The organism is Paenibacillus sp. FSL P4-0338 (assembly GCF_038002365.1).
GTDB lineage: Bacteria > Bacillota > Bacilli > Paenibacillales > Paenibacillaceae > Paenibacillus_AQ.
This window is the reverse complement of sequence record NZ_JBBOCG010000002.1, coordinates 1938174-1959455: the sequence shown is the minus strand read 5'-3', so window position 1 is coordinate 1959455 and position 21282 is coordinate 1938174. Positions and strand designations below refer to the sequence as shown.

At 50.7% G+C, this 21282-nt stretch carries 19 protein-coding genes; 3 read left to right on the top strand and 16 right to left on the bottom strand.

The window, feature by feature from the left end; genetic code table 11:
- The 5 genes from MKZ07_RS32515 to MKZ07_RS32495 form a co-directional block, all read right to left on the bottom strand.
- Positions 1-1026, bottom strand: coding sequence for a glycoside hydrolase family 130 protein (locus tag MKZ07_RS32515; protein ID WP_036696632.1), 1026 nt, complete (start codon positions 1024-1026; stop codon positions 1-3).
- A gap of 67 nt (positions 1027-1093) precedes the next feature.
- Positions 1094-1927 (bottom strand): carbohydrate ABC transporter permease, encoded by an 834-nt coding sequence (locus MKZ07_RS32510; RefSeq protein WP_036696629.1) that lies wholly within the window; start codon positions 1925-1927, stop codon positions 1094-1096.
- Between the two features lie 4 nt (positions 1928-1931).
- Positions 1932-2813: a carbohydrate ABC transporter permease gene (locus MKZ07_RS32505; protein ID WP_036696627.1), complete on the bottom strand. Its 882-nt coding sequence runs from the start codon at positions 2811-2813 to the stop codon at positions 1932-1934.
- A 107-nt stretch (positions 2814-2920) separates the two neighbouring features.
- Positions 2921-4297 (bottom strand): ABC transporter substrate-binding protein, encoded by a 1377-nt coding sequence (locus MKZ07_RS32500; RefSeq protein ID WP_341029840.1) that lies wholly within the window; start codon positions 4295-4297, stop codon positions 2921-2923.
- Positions 4298-4638: 341 nt separating this feature from the next.
- A complete protein-coding gene (locus tag MKZ07_RS32495) occupies positions 4639-5403 on the bottom strand; it encodes a response regulator (protein ID WP_341029609.1) in 765 nt (254 codons plus the stop codon).
- Positions 5404-5660: 257 nt separating this feature from the next.
- On the opposite strand from MKZ07_RS32495, the gene MKZ07_RS32490 reads away from it, so the two are divergent.
- Entirely contained in the window at positions 5661-6893 is a 1233-nt protein-coding gene (locus MKZ07_RS32490) for an AGE family epimerase/isomerase (protein ID WP_341029607.1), read from the top strand.
- Positions 6890-8065, top strand: a complete 1176-nt coding sequence (locus MKZ07_RS32485) for a glycoside hydrolase family 130 protein (protein ID WP_341029605.1) — start codon at positions 6890-6892, stop codon at positions 8063-8065. The genes MKZ07_RS32490 and MKZ07_RS32485 overlap by 4 nt, the downstream gene beginning before the upstream one ends.
- Positions 8066-8202: 137 nt before the next feature.
- Here MKZ07_RS32485 and MKZ07_RS32480 read toward each other — a convergent pair whose 3' ends face one another.
- The 3 genes from MKZ07_RS32480 to MKZ07_RS32470 are packed head-to-tail and all read right to left on the bottom strand — an operon-like array spanning position 8203 to position 12515.
- The gene (locus MKZ07_RS32480) at positions 8203-9264 is read right to left on the bottom strand and encodes a LacI family DNA-binding transcriptional regulator (protein WP_341029603.1); all 1062 of its coding nucleotides are present in this window, start codon (positions 9262-9264) and stop codon (positions 8203-8205) included.
- A 48-nt stretch (positions 9265-9312) separates the two neighbouring features.
- Positions 9313-10605, bottom strand: a complete 1293-nt coding sequence (locus tag MKZ07_RS32475) for an ABC transporter substrate-binding protein (RefSeq protein WP_235218474.1) — start codon at positions 10603-10605, stop codon at positions 9313-9315.
- An 11-nt stretch (positions 10606-10616) separates the two neighbouring features.
- On the bottom strand, positions 10617-12515 hold the full coding sequence (locus tag MKZ07_RS32470) for a cache domain-containing sensor histidine kinase (protein WP_051493703.1): 1899 nt from the start codon (positions 12513-12515) through the stop codon (positions 10617-10619).
- A gap of 237 nt (positions 12516-12752) precedes the next feature.
- Between MKZ07_RS32470 and MKZ07_RS32465 the strand changes: the two genes are divergently transcribed.
- Positions 12753-13115: a hypothetical protein gene (locus tag MKZ07_RS32465; protein WP_036696614.1), complete on the top strand. Its 363-nt coding sequence runs from the start codon at positions 12753-12755 to the stop codon at positions 13113-13115.
- Between the two features lie 577 nt (positions 13116-13692).
- On the opposite strand, the gene MKZ07_RS32460 is transcribed toward MKZ07_RS32465, so the two are convergent.
- From MKZ07_RS32460 to MKZ07_RS32425, 8 genes are all read right to left on the bottom strand, one after another.
- Positions 13693-15891, bottom strand: coding sequence for a methyl-accepting chemotaxis protein (locus tag MKZ07_RS32460; protein WP_235218469.1), 2199 nt, complete (start codon positions 15889-15891; stop codon positions 13693-13695).
- A 261-nt stretch (positions 15892-16152) separates the two neighbouring features.
- Positions 16153-17475 carry a peptidase U32 family protein gene (locus tag MKZ07_RS32455; protein ID WP_036696612.1) on the bottom strand — a complete coding sequence of 441 codons (1323 nt, stop codon included), beginning with the start codon at positions 17473-17475 and terminating at the stop codon, positions 16153-16155.
- Between the two features lie 122 nt (positions 17476-17597).
- Positions 17598-18530: a peptidase U32 family protein gene (locus tag MKZ07_RS32450; RefSeq protein ID WP_036696609.1), complete on the bottom strand. Its 933-nt coding sequence runs from the start codon at positions 18528-18530 to the stop codon at positions 17598-17600.
- Between the two features lie 47 nt (positions 18531-18577).
- A complete protein-coding gene (gene mltG / locus MKZ07_RS32445) occupies positions 18578-19624 on the bottom strand; it encodes an endolytic transglycosylase MltG (RefSeq protein ID WP_200869218.1) in 1047 nt (348 codons plus the stop codon).
- A 182-nt stretch (positions 19625-19806) separates the two neighbouring features.
- Complete coding sequence (locus tag MKZ07_RS32440; protein ID WP_036696608.1) at positions 19807-20112, bottom strand: DUF1292 domain-containing protein; 306 nt, start codon at positions 20110-20112, stop codon at positions 19807-19809.
- On the bottom strand, positions 20105-20413 hold the full coding sequence (locus MKZ07_RS32435; protein ID WP_036696606.1) for a DUF1292 domain-containing protein: 309 nt from the start codon (positions 20411-20413) through the stop codon (positions 20105-20107). Before MKZ07_RS32435 ends, MKZ07_RS32440 begins: the two co-directional genes overlap by 8 nt.
- A gap of 13 nt (positions 20414-20426) precedes the next feature.
- On the bottom strand, positions 20427-20843 hold the full coding sequence (ruvX, locus tag MKZ07_RS32430) for a Holliday junction resolvase RuvX (RefSeq protein WP_179090526.1): 417 nt from the start codon (positions 20841-20843) through the stop codon (positions 20427-20429).
- Complete coding sequence (locus MKZ07_RS32425) at positions 20843-21118, bottom strand: IreB family regulatory phosphoprotein (protein ID WP_036696603.1); 276 nt, start codon at positions 21116-21118, stop codon at positions 20843-20845. Before MKZ07_RS32425 ends, ruvX begins: the two co-directional genes overlap by 1 nt.
- Positions 21119-21282: the final 164 nt, after the last annotated feature.

The window sequence follows — 21282 nt, the reverse complement described above, 5'->3', positions numbered from 1 at the left end:
CTATATTCTGCCGGGACCGGCATCATCGCCAACCTCTTCATGAGTCTCAATGACGTAGTTAACGATATCCTGGACAGTGGTGTAGGCAACACCAACATAGGTGTCCGCAGCCCCGTAATAGATGGCAATCCGGCCGGTATCCGCATCGCTCAGCGCTGCACAAGGGAAGAGTACATTGTTGACGAAGCCTCTTTCTTCATACCATTCCTCCGGTGTCAGCACGAAGTTCCGGGAGCGGTATTTCACTCTCGAAGGCTCATCCGCATCCAGAATCACAGCGCCCATGCTGTAGACAAGGCCGTTACAGGTCCCTGTAACCCCATGGTAGAACATCAGCCAGCCTTCCGAGGTCTCAATGGGCGCAGGACCGCCGCCGATCTTGGTGCTCTGCCACCAGCCTTGTCCGCCCTTGGTCATGACATGGCGGTGCTTGCCCCAGTACACGAAGTCAGGGCTCTCGCTGAGGAAGACATCACCGAACGGAGTATGTCCGCTGTCGCTTGGACGGGAGAGCATAACGAAATTGCCGCCTATTTTCTTCGGGAACAGCACGCCGTTGCGGTTGAACGGCAGGAACGGATTCTCCAGACTGACGAAGCTCTTGAAATCGTGTGTCTTGGCAACGCCGATCGCCGCACCGTAGAAATCCGTGCACCAGATGATGTAATAGGTATCCTCCACCTTCACCAGACGGGGATCATACGCGTAACGCGGCATGTACGGTTGGCCAGCTTCGTCTATGAATTGGATCGGCTGCTCATCAATGACCCAATCCAGGCCGTCCGTGCTGCGGCCCATCCGCAGATGGGGGCGGGTTGTGTGATCTTCCACGCGGAAGACTCCAAGGAAGCTGCCCTCGTAAGCGATTACCGCGCTGTTGAAGATACGGGCGACGCCTTTGGCCGGATTGCGCTTGATCACCGGGTTGTCGCTATGTCTCCAGACCGGATTGTCATTCCCGGCAGGTCTGTCCTGCCAAGGCATATTTGGCAGACTCTGGCTGCCAGTCAGCTTTACTTCTCTCATAATACAATCCCTCCAATAATAGTTGCAGCAGCCGCTGCGATAGTGTGTTGCTCCCCGGCTTGCCGCTTTATTTGACAGACCCTTGGGCGAAGCCGTTATAGATGTATTTCTGCAGTGCTACGAACGCGATCAGCGTCGGAATGATGGCGATCATAATTGCGGCGCAGATGACTTCCCACTGGGAGCCGTAAGGCCCTTTGAATTTGAACAGTGCGGTGGACACGACCTGCAGGCTGCTTTTGGGCATATACAGGAACGGGGTGTAGAAATCATTGTAGATATTAACGCCCTTCACGATGATCACCGTCACAATGGCCGGACTCAGAAGTGGAAGAATGATTCTCCAGTAGATCGTCCAGTAGGAGGCGCCATCCAGCATTGCCGATTCATCCAGCGATTCAGAGATCGAGTCCAGGAACTGCATGAAGATATAGACAGCGATAATATCCGTCCCCAGATACATCAGAATCGGCGCCCAGCGGGTATTGAACAAGTCCAGGGCATTGATGATCTGAAAAGTTGCCACTTGCGTCGTTACTCCGGGAATCAGCGTAGCCAGCAGAAAAGCCCCCATCAGCGCCTTGCTGCCTCTGAATTTAAAGCGGGCCAGAATGTAAGCCATCATCGAACCGGTAAGCGTAGCGCCCGCAATGGAAATAAGGACGATAATAAGCGTGTTCATGAAGCCGAGCAGCATGTTCCCATCTACGAAGGCTTTAGTATAGTTGGCGAAATTCAGCCAGTTCTCCGGCAGTGTTAGGGGACCGGTTGAGGCGTACTCCGCATTGGTTTTCAGGGAAGCGAAGAAGACCACCACAATCGGTATCAATGCCATCAGCGCGCCCAGCACCAGGGAGATATATTTCAACACAGCGGCCAGGTTGTATTTGAAGGTATGCATCGCTCTATTTCTCCTCCTTGATCAGAATGCGCTGCAGGATGGTGACCAGCACCACAATACCAAGCAGGATCACAGCCATTGCCGAAGCCAGCCCCAGCTTGCTGTATTTGAAGGCCACATCGACGGTCTGGATGACAAAAGTGCCGCTGCCGTTGGAGCCGCCGGTCATGACGTACGGAATCTCAAAAACACCGATCGCCCCGCTGACTGCGAGGATCAGATTGAGCTGGAGGATACGCTTGATGCTTGGAATGATAATATGCCGGAACTGATGCCAGCGGTTAGCCCCATCTATCTCAGAGGCTTCATAGATATCGCTGCCAATCGAGGAGATTGCGCCAAGGAAGATAATAAAGTTCATCCCCATGTAACGCCATACCGAGGCAAAAGCAAGCGAGATATTAATCAGCTGCGGATTCAGAAGCCATTTCTGCTGCAGCGCCCCGAGGCCGAGCAGATCAAGAATCGTATTAAGGGTGCCTTCCGGCTTGAAGAAGAACAGAAAGATGAACCCGATGGCCACACCGTTCAGCAAGGTCGGAAAGAACAGAATCCCCTTGAACCAGTTCTTCATCCGGACATTGAAGCTCAGAATCGTGGCAAAATAAAGGGCCAGGCCCATCTGGACAAAGGTGGCAAAAAAGTAGTACAAGCTGACCTTGAACACGGCGAAGTACTCCGGCTTGGTGAAGATCGTCTTGTAGTTGTCGAAGCCGATGTACTCCATATTTTTGCTTAGCCCGTTCCAGCTGGTGAAGCTGTACTGAAACATTTTAAAGACAGGTAAATAGGAGAACGTCAACAGCAGAACTACGGGTACTAGCGAAAATAAAAAGATGATTAGAATCCGTTGATTTTTATAGCTCATGTTAGACAATTTGGGCACTCTCCACACCTCCTGAAAACTTACTGCTCTTCATTCCGCTTCTATCCCTGCAAAAGTGAAGGGGATTATGCCGTTACCGGCATCTCCCCTTTCTTTTGATCTTTAATCTACTTGGCAGTCACAATTTTGGCTCTGGCTGTTTTCCATTTATCATTTAGTTCTTTCATAATGTCATCATAGGATTGCTTCCGGTTGCCAATTGCCGCTTCAATGATTACCTTCTTGAAGTCAGGCTGCCACAGACCGATCTCAGCCTCTTTATCAATGGCATCCACCCAGCCCTCTTCACCGGCTTTGGCTGGAGCAAGTGTGTCGAAGGTGATGTCTGTACCTGCAAATTGTTTGAGGATTTCAGGCAGCTCGGCTCCCTTTACCGGGCTCATGCCTCCGCCTTCAGTAGTCGGATAACCGGATTCATTAATGAACCAGTCCACCCATGCTCTGGCCGCTTCTTTATTTTTGCTGTGAATGCTAACCCCCAGATTATAGTCGTCAGACAGCGGAACCAGGATCTTGCCGGCATTGGTCGGGAATGGCATGAAGCCTACATCATCCGGGTTCGCTGCCAGTCCTTTGATCTGACCGATGGCCCAGGAGCCAAGCATCATCGTACCGATTTTGCCGTTCGCCAGATCTGCCTTGGAGGATTCCCAGTCGGTTGTAGTCGGGTCTTCTTCAATCAGACCGTCTTTGGCTGCATCGTACATCACTTTGTAGAGCTCATAGTGCGGCTGGCCTGGAACGAAGTTATCGTCGGAGGCCACCTGACCGATGTTGACATATTCCCGGTCTCCGGCAACGGTTGCCAGATCCGCTTCCCACTGGGTCAGCGTCCAGCCCGCAGCATAGTTCGTGTAGAGAGGAACGGCATCCGTCTTCTCCTTAATGCTCTTCAGTGCGGCGGAGAACTGGTCCAAGGTTCTTGGAACCTCGGTCACTCCGGCATCCTTGAAGACCTGCTTGTTATAGATCACGCCGGAGAAATTAACCGTAATCGGAATGCCGTAGGAAATCCCGTCTACCGTCCGCTCTTCGAGGCCTGTATATTGCTGCTCCAGGTCAGACTTTTTACCCAGCGGCTCGAAGAAATCCGGCAGGTCTTTGATCGCTACGCTGGTAGGCAGGAGCAGAACATCTCCGTAATCACTGGTGCTCATGCGGATTTTAATCTGATCCTCGTAGTTCGACAAGGCTTCAAAATTCACTTTGACATCCGGATATTTCTCATTGAACTTGGCGGCGTAGTCTTTGAACACGGTATCCACAATATCCGTCCGCTGTGTAATAACCGTAATATCACCCTTTATATCCTTGGCGGCATCTCCCTCTGGAGCGGCTGTTGCCTCCGCTGCGGTGCCTGTGTTCCCGCCTGCTTTGGTTGCTGCCGCATTAGTGGCATTATTGTTGTCAGATGCACAGCCGGAGAACAATCCGGCCATCAGTGTCAGCGCTGCCAACCCGGTAACTGCTTTGGTTTTTTTCATCATATTTCTGACCCCTCTCTTCATTTAGAACAGATAAGTAAAATAACAAAACAATAACAACAAAATTGATTTCCCTACTAAACAGAACCTAAATTGTCCTGAATTCATCTTGAATCCTTTGTTGTTATCGCTTTCATTGCAATTATAGACCTTACTTTCCCTTTAAACGATGGTTTCAATTGCTTTTTCTGGTCTTATATTTGTTATTTTTGTTATTTAAAATATAGTGACAGCAAAAACAAAACATCTGCACAACCGCGAAAAAACACTACCCTGACACTTCCTGAAGAAGTGAAATGGTAGTGCCAACGGGCTCTTTTCCTGTAAAGTGCGACGCAAGATTATGATCTGTAACGGCTTTTATACTCCTTAGGCGTCATGCCGCACATTTTCTTGAACAGCTTATTGAAGTACACCGGATCGCTGTAGCCGACTTTGTCAGCAATCTCATAATTCTTCAGGTCCGGATGATGGAGAAGCATCTTTTTGGCCTCCGCAATGCGGATGCCGATCAAGTAGTCGGTAATGGTCTGCCCTGTCTTATGCTTGAACAGCCTGCTGATATAACTCGCATTCATTCCCACGGCCTCAGCCAGCCGCTCAAGCTCGAAATTAAGACCGTAATCCTGCTCAAGAATGCTCTTCATCTGCTCTACTACATAATGCTCCCCGCCTTCGGAAGGCTGATTCGGCACTTCATCGGAGGGAGCAGCTGCAGGCGTCTGCCGGGTCGCTTCTACACTTTTGAGCAGATCATATAATTGTGCCTTATCAATGGGCTTCAGCAGATAATCAAGTACACCGAAGCGCATGGCCTTACGGGCGTAGTCGAATTCACTGAAGCCGCTCAGCACTGCTATAGGCAGCTGCTTAAGATGTCCTCTCGCCTCTTCAATCAGCTGGAATCCATCCATTCTCGGCATCTTGATATCTGTAATAAGAAGATCAATCTCCTCCAGGCTTAGCTCCTGCAGATGGTTCCAGGCCTCAAGCCCGTTGCCGTACGAGCCGATTACCCTGACCTCCACATCCATTCTGGAAGCGATCTTCTCCAGCCCGCGGCGGATCACTTCCTCATCATCTGCAATCATGATCCGGATTACCACCCTATCGCCCCCGTCGTTTCATCTCTGATGATAGCGCTATCAATATAATTATAGTCCCTGCATAACCATTAGAAAATGTGCCCCTATCCACTTTTATAGTCTTCAATTGACTTGATCCAATTCCCGCTTGAATTCCCGGCCGAAAAGGGTTATAACATGGTTATATATCGTTATTATTATATACTAATATAACAATAACAATTATAAAAAATAACTCCAACACCAGCAAGCACTAATAAGGAGTGAACAGAACAAATATGAACAATGCAACCGAAGTATGGCGCACCCGGCTGGAAGCAGAGCTGAAAGACAATATTCTGGGCTTCTGGATGAAGCATGCCCTGGATGATACTCATGGCGGCTTTATCGGTGAAATGGACAATCAGCTGCAGGTGTTGCCCGGTGCGGACAAAAGCCTTGTACTGAATGCACGGATTCTCTGGACATTTGCAAGTGCTTACAGCGTGTACAGAACCGCAGATTATCTGGCTATGGCCGACCGTGCCTATGATTACCTCATTCAGCATTTCACAGATTCTGAATTCGGCGGCTTCTTCTGGTTGGTAGATGAACACGGATCTGCTTCCCAGCCCAAGAAACAAATCTATGGACTCGCTTTTGTCATCTACGCCTTGGCTGAGTACTATCATGCCACCGGCCGGGACGACGTCCTGCGCCAAGCCACCCAATTGTTCCATTTGATTGAGAAGTACGGTTATGACCCTCTTCACAAAGGGTATATTGAAGCTTTATCGCGGGAGTGGGAGATGACCGATTCCCTAAGTCTGAGTGCGAAGGATATGAATGAGAAAAAATCCATGAATACACATCTGCATGTACTGGAAGGGTACACCGGCTTGTACCGGGTATGGAAGTCAGAGACACTCAGAAGCAAGCTCGCTGAGCTGATCGAAATCATGCTGGAGCATATCCTGGATTCGAATGGAAAGCACTTCCATTTGTTCATGGATGAAGAATGGCAGGTGAAGTCAGAGCATATCTCCTTCGGCCATGACATAGAGGGGAGCTGGCTGCTCTATGAAGCTGCAGAAGTACTCGGAGACGAAGCCCTGCTTGAACGCGTGCGCAAGGTATCCCTGTCGATGGCCGAAGCTGCACTAACTGAGGGAGTAGCGCCGGACGGCGGAATCTGGAATGAGGCAGATCTAAGAGGCTTCATTGACAAATCCCACGAGTCCAGAGACTGGTGGCCGCAGGCTGAGGCCATGGTCGGATTCTACAATGCATATCAGTTAACCGGAGAACTGCGGTTCCTGGAAGCCGCTGAGAACTCATGGAGCTTCACAGAGAAATATATTATTGACCATAAGCTGGGCGAATGGCACTGGGGTGTGGATGCATCACTCCAGCCACTGGCCCATGCACCGAAGGTCAGTGCCTGGAAATGCCCCTATCATAACAGCCGGGCCTGCTTCGAGCTGATTAGACGGCTTGGCGAACCATCACATGTAGAGGAGACTATTCAATGAGCACAATCTTTGAACAACGCAAGCAGACGTTAACGGAACGCTATGAGGCACTCATCACTCGCCCCAATGAAAAGCAGCCATACGGCAACGGTATTTATGACCGCTACAAGTATCCCCTGCTCACTGCGGAGCACGCCCCCCTGATCTGGCGTTACGACTTCAATGAGGAGAGCAACCCGTATTTCGCAGAGAGAATCGGAGTTAACGGCGTATTCAATCCAGGCGCCATTGAACTGAACGGCAAATTCTACATCGTTGCCCGGGTGGAAGGCAATGACCGCAAATCCTTCTTCGCCGTTGCCGAGAGCAGCAGCGGTGTGGACGGCTTCCGCTTCTGGGATCACCCCGTAGTGCTTCCTGAGACCGCAGACCCGGATATCAACGTCTATGATATGCGCCTGGTGCAACATGAGGATGGCTGGATCTACGGCCTGTTCTGCACCGAACGTAAGGACCCGGACGCTGCCCCTGGCGATTTGTCCAGCGCGGTTGCGCAGTGCGGCATTGCCCGTACCAAGGATCTCAAGACCTGGGAGCGCCTCGCCGATCTTAAGACCGGCTCCGCCCAACAGCGCAACGTGGTCCTGCATCCAGAATTCGTTGACGGCAAATATGCCTTCTACACACGCCCGCAGGACGGGTTCATCGACGCCGGTTCCGGCGGCGGTATCGGCTGGGGCTTATCGGAGCAGATTGAGAACGCTGTTATCACCCGTGAGACGATTATAGACCAGCGCTACTACCATACCATCAAAGAAGTGAAGAACGGTCAAGGGCCGGCCCCGATCAAAACACCGCTCGGCTGGCTGCACATCGCTCATGGCGTCCGCAATACGGCTGCCGGCCTGCGCTATGTGCTGTATGCCTTCTTGTCTGACCTTGAAGAGCCTAACCGTGTGACTCATGCCCCAGGGGGACATTTCATTGCGCCAGACGGCGAAGAGCGCGTCGGTGATGTATCCAATGTTGTCTTCTGCAATGGTGTAATCGCCCGTGACAACGGAGAGGTATTCATCTACTACGCTTCCTCCGATACCCGTATCCATGTAGCCGTCACCACTGTAGACCAACTGCTCGATTATGTCATGAATACTCCTGAAGATCCGCTTCGTTCCTATGCTTGCGTACAGCAGCGTATCGCTTTGATTGACCGGAATTTACAATTGAAATAACGCAAACAAGCTAAAACGGTACCGTCCTTTGAGGACGGTACCGTTTTAGCGAAAAATAGAAGGATAAGTTATCGTGTGCAACATATAAATTCTTATATTTAAGCTAAAGCTCCACATTGTGGGGTTATTTTGCTGCTTCAAGCCCGGGGTTTGCCTACAGAGTCCCGGTGGACGATATCTGCGGAGATCAGAATTTTCTCCAGCGGTGCTGCGGGATTCTGGATGCGGTTCAGCAGCTTCTCTACAGCTGCACGGCCCATAGCTTCCTTAGGCACATGAACGGTTGTAAGCGGAGTAACCCCCCGCAGGGAATCCTCGATATTGTCAAAGCCAGTGACGGATATATCAGCGGGAATACTAAGCCCGGCTTCCCGCAGCACTTCACTGACGTCAAGGGCTGTAAAGTCGTTCGCACACACAATTGCCGTAGGCAGGGTATCCGATTCTTTCCGGGTGGCAATCCAGCGTCTGAATTCGTCGCGGAGCATTTGGTCATCCATTCCCTCCAGCAGCAGTTCGTCACCTATGGCCGGGACCTTCAGATGATTCTCCTCCAAGGCGCTGCGGAACCCGATCCAGCGGTCACGGAAGCTGCGGGAGTAACGGATATTGCCGATAAAGTGAAATAGAGTATGTCCGGTGCCTATCAGATGATTGACGAGCCGGGTCATGGAATCGATGTTATTCGCAAATACAGTATCACATGGAATCAAAGCATCCTCATGATCGATCATGACCAGCGGAAGCCCGATCCGGTGCACTTCGAGCAGCAGTGAGGTGGAAATCTGCCCTACTCCGATCAGACCGAGCAGACCGTCAGGATTGAGGACATTAACGAAATTATCAGCCCGGTGCTCTGAAATGATTACCATGCCCAGCCCCTCCTGATCCAGCGCCAGCGCAATGCCATCGACGATTTTGCCCCAGTATAGTGAATCTTGGGTCTGAGAGCGGATATTGGGCATCAACACCAGCACGGACTGCTTATTTCGGTCTTGCTCTCCTGTCAGCGAACGGCGCTTGGGACTTTGCACATAGGCGTTTTTTTGAGTGAAATATCCCAGCTGAGAGGCGGCTTGAATGACCCGCTCCCGGGTGGTCTCATTGACCCCGTCCTTGCCGGAGAGCGATTTGGATACGACGAACTTGGAGACCCCAAGATGATCGGCTATTTTTTGCATCGTTACTTTTTTGGCCACAACACTACCTCCAGAATTTGATCTTGCTTGCTGCGCAGCCCCCGGTGGTTACGGAGCAGACTGCTGACTCATACGCGCTTCCTTCCATTTCGCATTCAACTGGTCAAAGGACTTCTGCAAGTCCGGTGCCGCGAGCACATCCTGAATATAATCGCCCGACCAGAAGCTCAGCTTCGTCCGGTTCGCCAGATCGATGAACGCATCCGTCTGCACCGTAGCCTCAACCAGCTTCGGATGATAGGAGAGGAACTCGCTGTATTGCTGTAAGGCAGGCTCGTCCGTACCCTTCGGCGGAAGAAACCCCCAGTCTCTCGCATACGACGTTTCTGTAATGAAATACTCTAGCCAAGCCATCGCAAGCTCTTTATTGCGGCTGTACTTGCTGACCCCCATGAACCAGTCGGGATTGAGCGCAGCATAGTGGACCGGGTGATTATCATAGGGAAAAGGAAAGAAGCCGATGTCCTCAGGTGAAGCGCCTGCATCCATAATCTGCCGGATGGTCCAGTTCCCCTGGAGATACATGCCTGCTTCGCCTTTAGCCAGTCTGGCTTTGGAGATCTCCCAGCTGTTGGAGAATAGCTGTTCCTCGACATAGCCCTTGGCCATCATCGTCCTGGCAATTCCCAGAGCCTGCCCCCATTCGTTACCGATCTGCCAGGGACTGTCCTCATGGACCATATCATTCAAATAATCAGGGTTACCCGTCATATAATTAACCAGATTATCACCCCACTCCCGCAGCGGCCAGACTGCCCCGTAATTCATATACAGCGGGATGATGCCCGCCTGCTTCAGCTTGGCACAGGCCGCGTAGAACTCATCCAGCGTCTGCGGCACCTGCTCAATTCCCGCCTGCTCAAAAGCCTTCTTGTTGTAGACGATTCCGCTCGTAGTTGTACCTGTAGACAGACCGTATCGCTTGCCGCCAAAGGTAGCAAAAGTTGTGAATCGCTCCTGCGCCGCCAGCTCACCGCTCAAAGGCTCGAAGAAAAGCTCCAGCTCCTTCGCAGGCAAATTGACCGGCAGCAACAGAACATCCCCTGTATCCTTGGTGGACAAGCGAACCAGGATATCCGTCGCATAGCTGGACAACCCCTCGAATTCCACATGCGCCTCAGGGTACCGCTTCCTGAATTCATCCGCGTAGTCCTTGAAGGTCCCATTCTCAATCAGGTCAATCCGGTTCGTCAGCATCACGATGGTTCCGGACAGTCCGGAAGGCGCTTCCTCTCCGGCAGAAGCTGCCGGGACCGATGCCGGCCCTCTACTACTCCGGCTGTTACAGCCGCTTGCCAGCAGGAGCAGCAGCACAACATACACCGGAAAGCATACAATCATCCGTCTCAAGCTCATTCCTCCTTAAAAGGATCTTCCCTTCCATTCTCGGCGGCACGCCCCGGCAGCGGTAATGACAAGATTACATCCGTACCCGCGCCCGGCTTGCTGAACACCTCAATCCCATAGGCCGGACCATAATGAAGCTGAAGGCGTTGGTGCACATTTGCCATGCCAATCCCTCCATTAATGCTCTTCTTCGGAGGAGCTGCAAGCCGAAGTCTCTCCCTCAGCTTATCCAGCGTAACCTGATCCATTCCGCAGCCGTCATCACGGATATGGAACAGCAGCCTCTGCTCTGTATACTCACACTTGATGCTCAGATGCATCCGGGACTTGGTATCATCCAGCCCGTGATACGCAGCATTCTCAATAATCGGCTGAAAAACCAGCTTAATCATGGAATAGTTGTCAAGCGCCTCGGGAACGTCAATCTTCAGCTCAAATCTGCCGGGATACCGGCTGCCCAGCAGCTCCACATAGTTGCGCACATACAGCAGCTCCTGCTTCATCGTTGCCCAGCCGGTCAAGTCACTGGTACTGTAGCGGAGCAGCTTCCCCAGGATAGAGATCATGTCAGCGGCTTCCACATCATCATTAATCTCTGCCGTCATCCGGATGGTTTCAAGCGTATTGTAGATAAAATGCGGGTTGATCTGGCTCTGAAGCGCCTGCAGCTCCGCCTCCTTCTTCTGTTCTTCAATCTGGTAAATATCCTGGATCAATTGACGAATGCGGGCCAGCATACGGTTGAATTGATGCCCCAGGAGACCAATCTCGTCACGGCGTTTAATGCGGAAGGTCACATCAAGATCGCCGCCCTGCACTTTTTTCATAAGCTGGATCATTTGGGTCAGCGGCTTGGTCAGGGCAAATGACAGAATGATCGAGATGATCAGGGCCAGCACAATGATGATTAGAGTAGCGCCTATAGTCGCATTACGGGTCAGCTTCACTCCACGGGTCAATTCGTCCACCGGTATGGAAATAATCACCTTCCAGTTCGTCTTGGTTGAACTCGAATAGATATTAAGCCGGTCCTTGCCGGATACGGTGTCATAAAAGCTCCCGGAGCTCCCTTCCGCAGCACGGAATAAGGAGGACCGGGAAATATCCACAGTGAGCAGCTTCTGCTCACTGTCATAGATGACTTTGCCCGACTGATCCACAAGGATGGACTTCCCCCGGGTCACCTTGTCCAGCTCCGCCACCTGATTCTCCAGATTACTGAAGTTAGCCTCCACTGCGATCAAGCCGGCTGGTTTCCATAGCCCGTCCAGAATGGGACGCACCACCGTAAAGGCATAACGGGTACTCTGCAAATTGCTTGTATACGCCTGTGTTCCCAGCAGGGTCGCTTCTCCGCCGGAGCCCTTTACCTGCTCACTCCAGAACCTGTAGCTTTGCTGCAGATCTAGCCGAATGCCCCCATCCTTGGCAGAATAATAACCATTCCCGTAGGCATCAAAAATATAGACCGAATTGGTTCCCCGCTTAATATTGTTAATAAATGAAATATTCTCTTCGATGCCCCGCTGAATGGACAACAGGAGATCCAAATCGCCGGGGGCCACCTGAGCCGTGTCCTGCTTGCCTTCCATCATCTGCTTTTGCTCATAATAACGGTTCGAACGGATCAGATTCTGCTTAATCTCATTGACGTAGGCGGGCATTGAAGAGATCCGTTTCATATCTTCTATGTAATCATCGATGGAATCCATCATTTGATCAATCAGCTTCTCGGAATAGGCGATTGTGTTCGCCTGGATGGATTCCGAATAGCTCCTGAAGCTGATCACACTGATGAATGACAGCGGGAGCGTAATAATGACCAGAAATACCAGGAACAGCTTGCGCTCCATGGACATATCCTCAATATAAGACCACCAGTTGGTATTGCGTGCTGTTCTCATGCGGCCTTCTCCCTGGTTCAAATTACATAACTAATCCAGCAAACAACAATAACAAAACCCTAACAAAAATATTATACGCATTCGCTTAAGGATGTACAAGGAAGGATGTACTGTCAAAAGAAAATAAGTTTCTATAAGCCAACGGGCAGGAAAATTTGGTGGCTCTATTGAATAAAAGGTAATTATTAATTAGCCGTATTCGCTAAGGGTTAGGCTTCTCAGGAAAGTAGGAAGGTTATGAAACTTAAAGGGACTTTGACTGAACAAGCATATAGAGAAGAATTAATAGCCTCGAAATTTCATTTGTTCAATGATATGTCCAGGCGCAGGTTTTTGAACATTATTAGAAAAACATTCCCGGCAATGAAAACAGCATACGTTTTATCTTGGATCCCCGACCAGGGTGAGGATATAATTAGCTTCCTTGTGGATACTCATTCAGTTATTAAGATTGAACTGGATCGTTATGATAACACAGTTACTCCGTTAGTCGATGTGTATCCAATTGAACATTGGATGAAGGGACTTAGTAAAACGTTTCAGATCAAAATCTTAGTAGCTTTGGATCTGGCTAAAAATGATATGTATCAAGGCAATTGAAGTAAAACATCAAAGTATTAACAGAGGTACTAATATTTTTATAATCCGTGCTACAGCGCTTAAGACGCATAGTAAACCGCTGAGACAGACCAACTAATAGAACTCTAAGGGTGAAAGATACTGGTGCCTTCTCTCACTGGCAGCTTGTAAGGAGCAGTATTGTTGCATTATTTGCAGGATTCCTTAAAAAATAGTACTGGCTAAGCTCCAATTGTTGCATTATTTGCACAAATTCCGGCGTTTAGAGCAAGTTAGCACAGGATTTGTTGCAATTCGTGCAGGATTTCAGCATAGACCACTTGTACCGGGCAGCATTGTTGCACTTTTTGCAGGATTTACTTATAAATGTTACTGGTTCTGAAGCGTGGGGCCCGTCTCTCTGCGCAGCACTCCTAAACATCAACCACATAGAAACGGTATTGCCGCCCTTTTAAAGGACAGTACCGTTTCAGCGAGAAATAGAAGGATAATTTATCGTGTGCAACAAATAAATTCTATATTTTTAAAAAAGGGCGTCACGCAGCCAAATATCGGCTTGCGTGACGCCCTTGCTTTAGACCTGGAACGGTTCTGATGTTTATTTGATTGTAAACAGCGACAGCTTGCTCTCCAGTTGAGTAGAAGCCCCTTGCAGCTTGTTCGACAAGGCTACGAGATGGTCACTGACATTCTGCTGCTCACTGCTGAGCGATGCAACCTCTTCCGAGGTTGCCGAAGATTGCTGCGCTACCGCACTTACATTCCCCATAGCATCAGACAGTACACCTTGCGAATGGTTCAAACTGTCGATGGCCCCTGTTACAGACTCCAGACTCATAATGAAGTCTTCCATCTGACCCTTCACGGACACGAAGATCTCACTGGTACTCTTCACGGACACCATCTGCTCCTTGAACAGCGGAGCCACTTCAGACAGGACAGCAACCGTCTCATCCATTTCAGCTACGATCTTGTCTGTAATTCCGGCGACCAGAGCGATGGACTGCTTGGATTGGTCTGCAAGCTGCCGGACCTCCCCTGCGACTACCATGAAGCCACGGCCGGCTTCGCCTGCTCTCGCTGCTTCAATCGTTGCATTCAGAGATAGAATGTTCGTCTGCTGGGTAATATTCTTCATCACATCCAGCACCTTGATTACGGAATATACCGTTTCCTTGAGATTATTGACTCTTTCCACCAGAGCGGAGGTCATCTCACCTGTACGTCCGGTCTGATCCAACAGCTCTTCCAGCTGTACAGCACCCTGTCCGCTGGCTTCCCCAACTCCACGGGCTGCCTGATCCATCTCGGAGTTGGCTGCAATAACACTCTGCATCTGCGTAGCAATCAGGTCTGTCAGCTCATTACCGCGTTCGGCTTCCTGGGCCAGACTTCCGGCACCGCCGGCAATCTCTTCCGTGGCCGCAGCGATCTCCTTGGCAGAGATAGCCGTCTTGCGCGAAGCATCCCCCAGCTCACCCGCAGTCTCAAGGACTTCGCGGGCTGTATCTGTAGTCTGGGCTACCAGCTCAGTAATCTTACCCATCATCATATTGAAGGAGGCCGACAGCTGGCCGATCTCATCCTTCGAGACATACTGGGTACGGACACTCAGGTTACCTTCGGCTCCCTCCAGCATCAGGTCCTTGAGGCGTGCCAGCGGCTTGGCGATCAACTGGACCATCCAGAAGCCGACAATCATAGCAAGCACGGCTGCCGCTCCCGCAGCAAGGAAGGTGGTAAACAGAATCGGCGTGGCAGCTTGAACCAGTTGTCCGGTAGGAACTACACCGGCAAGCTTCCAGTCTGCCTTCTGCATCGGATTGTACACAGCAAGGATATTCTTGCCGTTCTCATCCTTCGCTTCCGTGCTGTCATTGTTCACCTTGCTGTCCTTGATGAAATTCAGTACGGTGGCTTTGCCGTCCTCTTCAGGCTGCGAGGATGCCACTACGATACCATCCGGGGCAATCAGTTGAATCCGCGAGCCATCCCCAAGTTGTACACTCTTGAAGGCTTCTTCCAGGAGAGTGCTCTTAAGCTCCAGCATGACTACATAAGAGGCATTGGAGCCCAGATTCTTAAGCGTTCTGACCATAGCCAGATTCTTGCCGCCGCTGCCTTCAACGGCAGTAGGGAACCAGTAGTTCTGGGCGGATTTGGCTTCTGAAGTATAATAAGGCTCATAAGAGCTTGAATTCTTGACCACGGTCTTGTACCATTCCTGTGCTCTCACATCATCGCCTGCGAGACCGGTGCTTCCGCTGGAGACAATCCCCATCTGAGGGTCCTCCGGAATGAGAGAAATCGCAACGATATTGGAATCTGTTGTAGTCTGGCTGGACAGCTTCTTACTGATCGCATCGGTAGCCACGAACTTATCGTAGCTGCTCTTCGCTGAAGACAGCTCTGTCAGATTCGCTTGCATCTGTGTATCAAAATATAACTGAAGCGCGAGACTCTCATACTGCTTCAAGGTAATGTCCAGCTTCTCCGAGGTCTGAATAATTGTCTGCCGGTTGGCTTCGGACACATTCTCTTTAATTGTATTCTTGGCTTTGTTGTAAGACAGAAGTCCTAAGAACAGGACCACTACCACGATAGAAGATAAGAAGATCAGGAACAGCTTAACCCCAACGGATTTATTCGGGTTCACCCTCTTCATCTGGCTTAGCGAGCTGTTCAATACTTTTTTGTAATTTCTTTTCTCTGCCGTGTTGCTTGTAGTCTGTGAAGCCTCTGTCTTCTGGGCCTTAGCCTTTTGTGTGCTTTTTGGCTTTTTACTGTTTTTTGCCACTTTTATCCTACTCTCCTTCGGTTTATCTGCCTTATTGTCCGGATTGGGAGCCCCCATAACCATCACCTACCTATCCCTTAGATTGGAAGATATATGTAAGCGTTACCTGCCCTATATATCGGCACAAAGACTCATATTTCTTAGCATTTTTTTTGCAAGTTGATACATTATACAGATATTTTTGTCGAATTGCATAAGTATATTGATACACAAAAAAGAAATGCCCTTGTGTAAACGGACATCCCTTAGTTTGTAAAGCCATTATTTTCGCTTGCGCATCATATCGAAATAAGCAACAGGCTGATCTACCTTCATCCGCACACGCTGAAGCGGGTGACGGGCCACATCCAGCGGATTGCCGGCCTCATCCCACAGCTCTCCGACGGTCTGCTTGAAGAAGGTGTCATCCGGGCCGAAGAACTCAACTTCCTGTCCCGGCTTGAAGTTATTGCGCTGCTGAACGAGCGCCATTCCGCTCTCTGCATCATACTCCAGCACCAGTCCCGCGAAATCATACGGAGCTGCCTTCTCTTCGGGTTCATAGATGTGGTCCTCATGGTCCGGTGTGTCATAGAAAAAGCCTGTGTTCAGCGGACGGTTAGCCGCCTTCTGCAGCTCCTCCAGCCATTCGGGCTTCAGCACATACCCTTCAGGGTCGGCCATGTAAGCATCTATGGCTTTGCGGTAGGCATTCACTACGGTCGCCACATAGTGAATCGATTTCATCCGGCCCTCAATCTTGAAGCTATCGATCCCGGCTTCAATCAGGTCGGGAATACTCTCCAGCATGCATAGGTCCTTCGATCCCATAGTGAACGGGTTGTCCTCGGGCTGATGCAGCGGCAGCTGGGTGATTCCAGGCTGCAAGGCCTGAGGCGCCTCAGCTTGTTCCTCTTCGGATACCCAAGCCCCTTCGGGACGGGCATCTTCGAACAGATCATACTTCCAGCGGCAGGATTGGCAGCAGCCGCCGCGGTTGGAGTCACGGTCGGTGAAGTGATTCGATAACACACAACGTCCGGAGTATGAGGAGCACATCGCTCCATGGATGAAGCTCTCGATCTCAATATCCACATGCTGCTTGATCTCGGCGATCTCCTCCAGGCTAGTCTCCCGGCCCAATACTACGCGCGGCAGACCTTCCTCCTTCCAATAAGACACTGCCTGCCAGTTGAGCGTGGACTGCTGGGTGCTTAAGTGCACTTCAAGACCAGGCACGAGACGCAGGGCAGTATCGACAATCACCGGATCGGCTACGATAATTGCTGCAATTCCGGCCTCATATAAATTACGCAGGTATTCTTCAATCCCCGCGACATCTTCATTGTGAGCATAGATATTGGTGGCTACGAATACTTTGGCACCATATTTCTTGGCAAATTCAACACCCTCGCGCATTTCCTCGAAGGTGAAATTATCTGCGCCTGAGCGCAGACCGTATTTCTGTCCTCCGATATAGACTGCATCCGCGCCATAATGCACGGCGAATTTCAATTTCTCCAGATTTCCTGCCGGAGCCAGGAGCTCCGGTCTGTCCAGACGGTAACGCTTGCCCTTGAACTGGGGCTTAGTCATGGTTCCCATTCCTGTTCTCCTTTCTGTGTCTCATCTTCTGCAAGATTTAAAAGCATACATCAGGTGGTACACGCTGCTGAACCCAATGATGATGGGATAAACCTTACAAGAGCTGAGACAATACCTTTTATTTAATATACCTGCTCTTTATAGAAGAAGCCGAACGACAGTTCACGCTCAGGGTCCTGCAAAGCCCGGACCTCCTCCAGCCAAGACTCCTCGAATGCATATACAGCGGGATCAGCGGCGTAGACGTCCATGGCATGACGGTAAGCCTTAACGACAGCCACATTATAAGCCACCGGCTTCAGCAACCCCTCGATCTTCAGGCTGTGTACACCAGCTTTTAACAAGAAATGGAGATCCTCCAGAATGCAAATATCATCCGAGCTCATAATATGCGTGCCGTTCTCGTCCTCATAGATCGGGAACTTCTCATTCGGACGCTCCGCTTCGATCAGGAACAGCCCGCGCTCCTTACCCAGGCTTCCGCCATCGCTTGGACGGCCCTGGTGGGACATATAGCTTGCAACAAGCTTTCGCTTGGAATGATAGATATTCGTCATGCCGTGTACCTGGACCTGGGCTTCCACTTCAAGGTTAGGGACCATCTCGGTCATCTCATCCATATTCAGCTCACGTGCCAGAACGACCCGCGTGGCTCCCTTGCGGCCCCAGTAATTGGCTGTAGCATAGTTGGTCGAGGTCATTTCCGCATTCCAGTGCAGCTTCATTCCCGGTGCTTCGGCTTTGACGGCCGCCAGTACGGCGGGATCACCGAACTCCACCCCATCCACACCCAGCCCGCCCATGGCCTTCACATAAGCCGGAAGCTCCTCCAGCATAGTATTGGGAATCAGTCCATTGATGCTTACATATACCTTACCGCCCCGGGCATGTGCCAGCTTAACTACTGCGGCCGTGTCTTCAAGTGTAAAATGTCCGGCGAGACGCATACCAAAGCGGTCATCGCCGACCAGCAGGGCACTCGCTCCTGCATCCAGCAGCGCTGCCGCTTCTTCCAGAGAAGCCGCTGTTACCAGCAGCTCCGGTGTGTTATTCATCGTGTTACCTCCTGTGCATTGCTCATCCTTACTATTGTAGCGGGTTCTTACGGATTTTGTTTGCTTTTTTGAATATTGGCTAAATGTTCCTTGTAGGTTCTGGCAAATAAATGTCCCTGTGAACCGTCCTTCTTCGTCACATAGAAGAAATAATCCGAGATCTCCGGCGTCATGGCTGCTTCGATCGACGCCAGCCCGGGGCTGCTGATCGGTCCAGGCGGCAAGCCCGCCTGCTTATACGTATTATAAGGACTGTCTACCTTCAGATCCTTCTCATACAACCGCTCTTTCTGCTTGTCCAGCAAGTACTGGACGGTAGCGTCGATCTCCAGCTTCTGCCCCTTATCCAACCGGTTATAGATAATACCGGCCACCAGCGGACGTTCCTTGTCTACTACCACCTCACGCTCCACCAGTGAAGCTACGGTCAGCAGCTCATGCAGCGAGAGCCCGCGGTTCGCCAGCTTCGCCTTCCACTCAGGAATCGTATCCAGCTTCTTCACCAGCTGGTCCAGCATCGCCCCGATGACTTCCTGCGGGGTGCTGTCCTTAGCCAGTTCATAGGTCTCCGGGAAAAGGTACCCCTCCAGCCGGTGGCGCAGCAGCGGATTGTCCGGAATCTCCAGCTTGCTTACGGCTTCCATTCCCTTACCTGAATCAATCAGCTTCAGGAAGATCTCCGGCTTCTGATTCCATGCAGCGGCCAGCTTCTCTGCCACCTGAACCGCAGTATACCCTTCAGGAATTGTAAAAGTAACGGTAGCTTCCTTCACAATATCTCCGGCATTCAACCGGCTGATCAGCGTATCGTAGGAGTCGCCGGGGCTTACCTGGTAAGTGCCCGCCTTGAAGCTGGAGCCTTCCTGGACCCATTTCAGATATCCTTTGAAGAACAGGCTGTGCTTGATAATGCCCTCTTGCTCAAGCAGGTCAGCTATTTGCGAGCTTCCCATACCCTTCTCAATCGTAACCGTTACGGCCGGCCCTGCGGGCTTGACCGGCTGCATTCCATTCCAGATGTACCATGCTCCTCCTCCTGCAGCAGCTGCCAGGACCAGAATTAAGATAAGCACAGTGCGGATCACGGCTTTCAAATGTTACGCCTCACTTTCCGACTATAAAGTATAAAATTGTATTGTCCAAAATTCAACCTATTTTTATAGCATAAGCTTTTTCCATCCAAACTGAAAGGTCATTTCGCTGACCATAAGCAAAAAGAGCGCGGAAAAAATCCGCACTCTTCCGTATCTGCTCTACATGAAGTTGCTACAGTCGCTTATTCGCTATCCGCAGGGAAAGTAAGCTCATCATACAGCTCGGAAATATTCTCCCACTCTTCATCGTCCATAATGCTCTCCAGCTCCGGAAGTCCGTCCGGAGAAACTACGATGCGCAGAATTTCCTGCTCCGCAGCTCTTCCCGATCCGCCCAGAACGGCATAAGCATGATCACCCACAGCAAATTCTGCAATAATATCGTAAACGGAAGACTTGCCCTGCTCATCCTCCAGTTCTACTGTTTCTCCATATACTTCTTTGAGCTTAGAAGTCCATACCGCTTGATCAGCGGAAAACTCAGTCATTCTCTGCTCCTCCATCCAGCTCGTCAACCAAAGTATTGAAGGTCTCCTCTACGATGGCCCATTCTTCATCATTCTCAATCATGAAGAGCTGCAGATCGTCGCCGTCTTCCTCGTAACGGAACGCGTAGACCTCATCTGTCTCCTCATCCTCGGAATCAAGCGGAACCACCATCATATACTTGGCATCCGATCCGTCCACTTCAAACTTCATGATGACCTCGAATTCCTCTTCATTACCTTCCTCGTCGGGAATATAGATAATTTCCGGTTCCTCTTCTTGGCCGATCTGTTCGTTTGTCATATCCGCACACCCCTCACCTTTTACTGTTAGCATCCAAATAATTTTGCAAAATCAGCGCTGCGGCCATTTTGTCCACCAGCCCCTTGCGTTTCTTCCGGCTGACGTCCCCATCAATCAGCACCCGCTCAGCAGATACCGTCGTCAGACGCTCATCCCAAAGGTGTACGGGTAAATCGAGTTGCTCCCGCAGCTTATCTGCGAATTCAATGCAAATTTCACCACGGGGTCCTACGGAGCCGTTCATGTTCTTCGGCAGTCCGACAACAATCTCGCCGATTTCGTACTCCTTGACCAGTTCACGGATACGCTCGAATTCATTGCCGTTTCCGCGCCGCTCAATAGTCTCCAGAGATTGTGCTGTCCATCCGAAAATATCGCTTGTGGCGACACCTATTCTGCGGTCGCCGTAATCCAGTCCCAGCTTCTTCATCATTTGGGCTGGTCCACCCGATGATTGGCCAGATAGAAACGGACCAGTTCTTCGATCAGCTCATCACGCTCTTTCCTCCGGACCAAACTTCTCGCATTGTTGTGGCGTGGAATGTAAGCCGGATCTCCTGAAAGAAGATATCCTACGATCTGATTGATCGGATGATATTCTTTCTCCACCAGCGCGTCGTACACGGCGAGCAGTATTTCCTGGGGAGAGGCTTCCTTTTCGTCGCCCTTCACATTGAATTTGACCGTTTTGTCCATGGAGTCCATGTGGTGACACCTTCCTTCTGCAAAATCACCCTGATTCGGGCGGCTTCGCAAAGTTGCTGCTGTACAGCTCACTTGCTGCCCTCATCATAACATATTCATGCCCCAACGAGGAAATCCTGCCATGGTTAAAGCGCTTTTTTTGGCATTTTGTCTACAAAAATAGA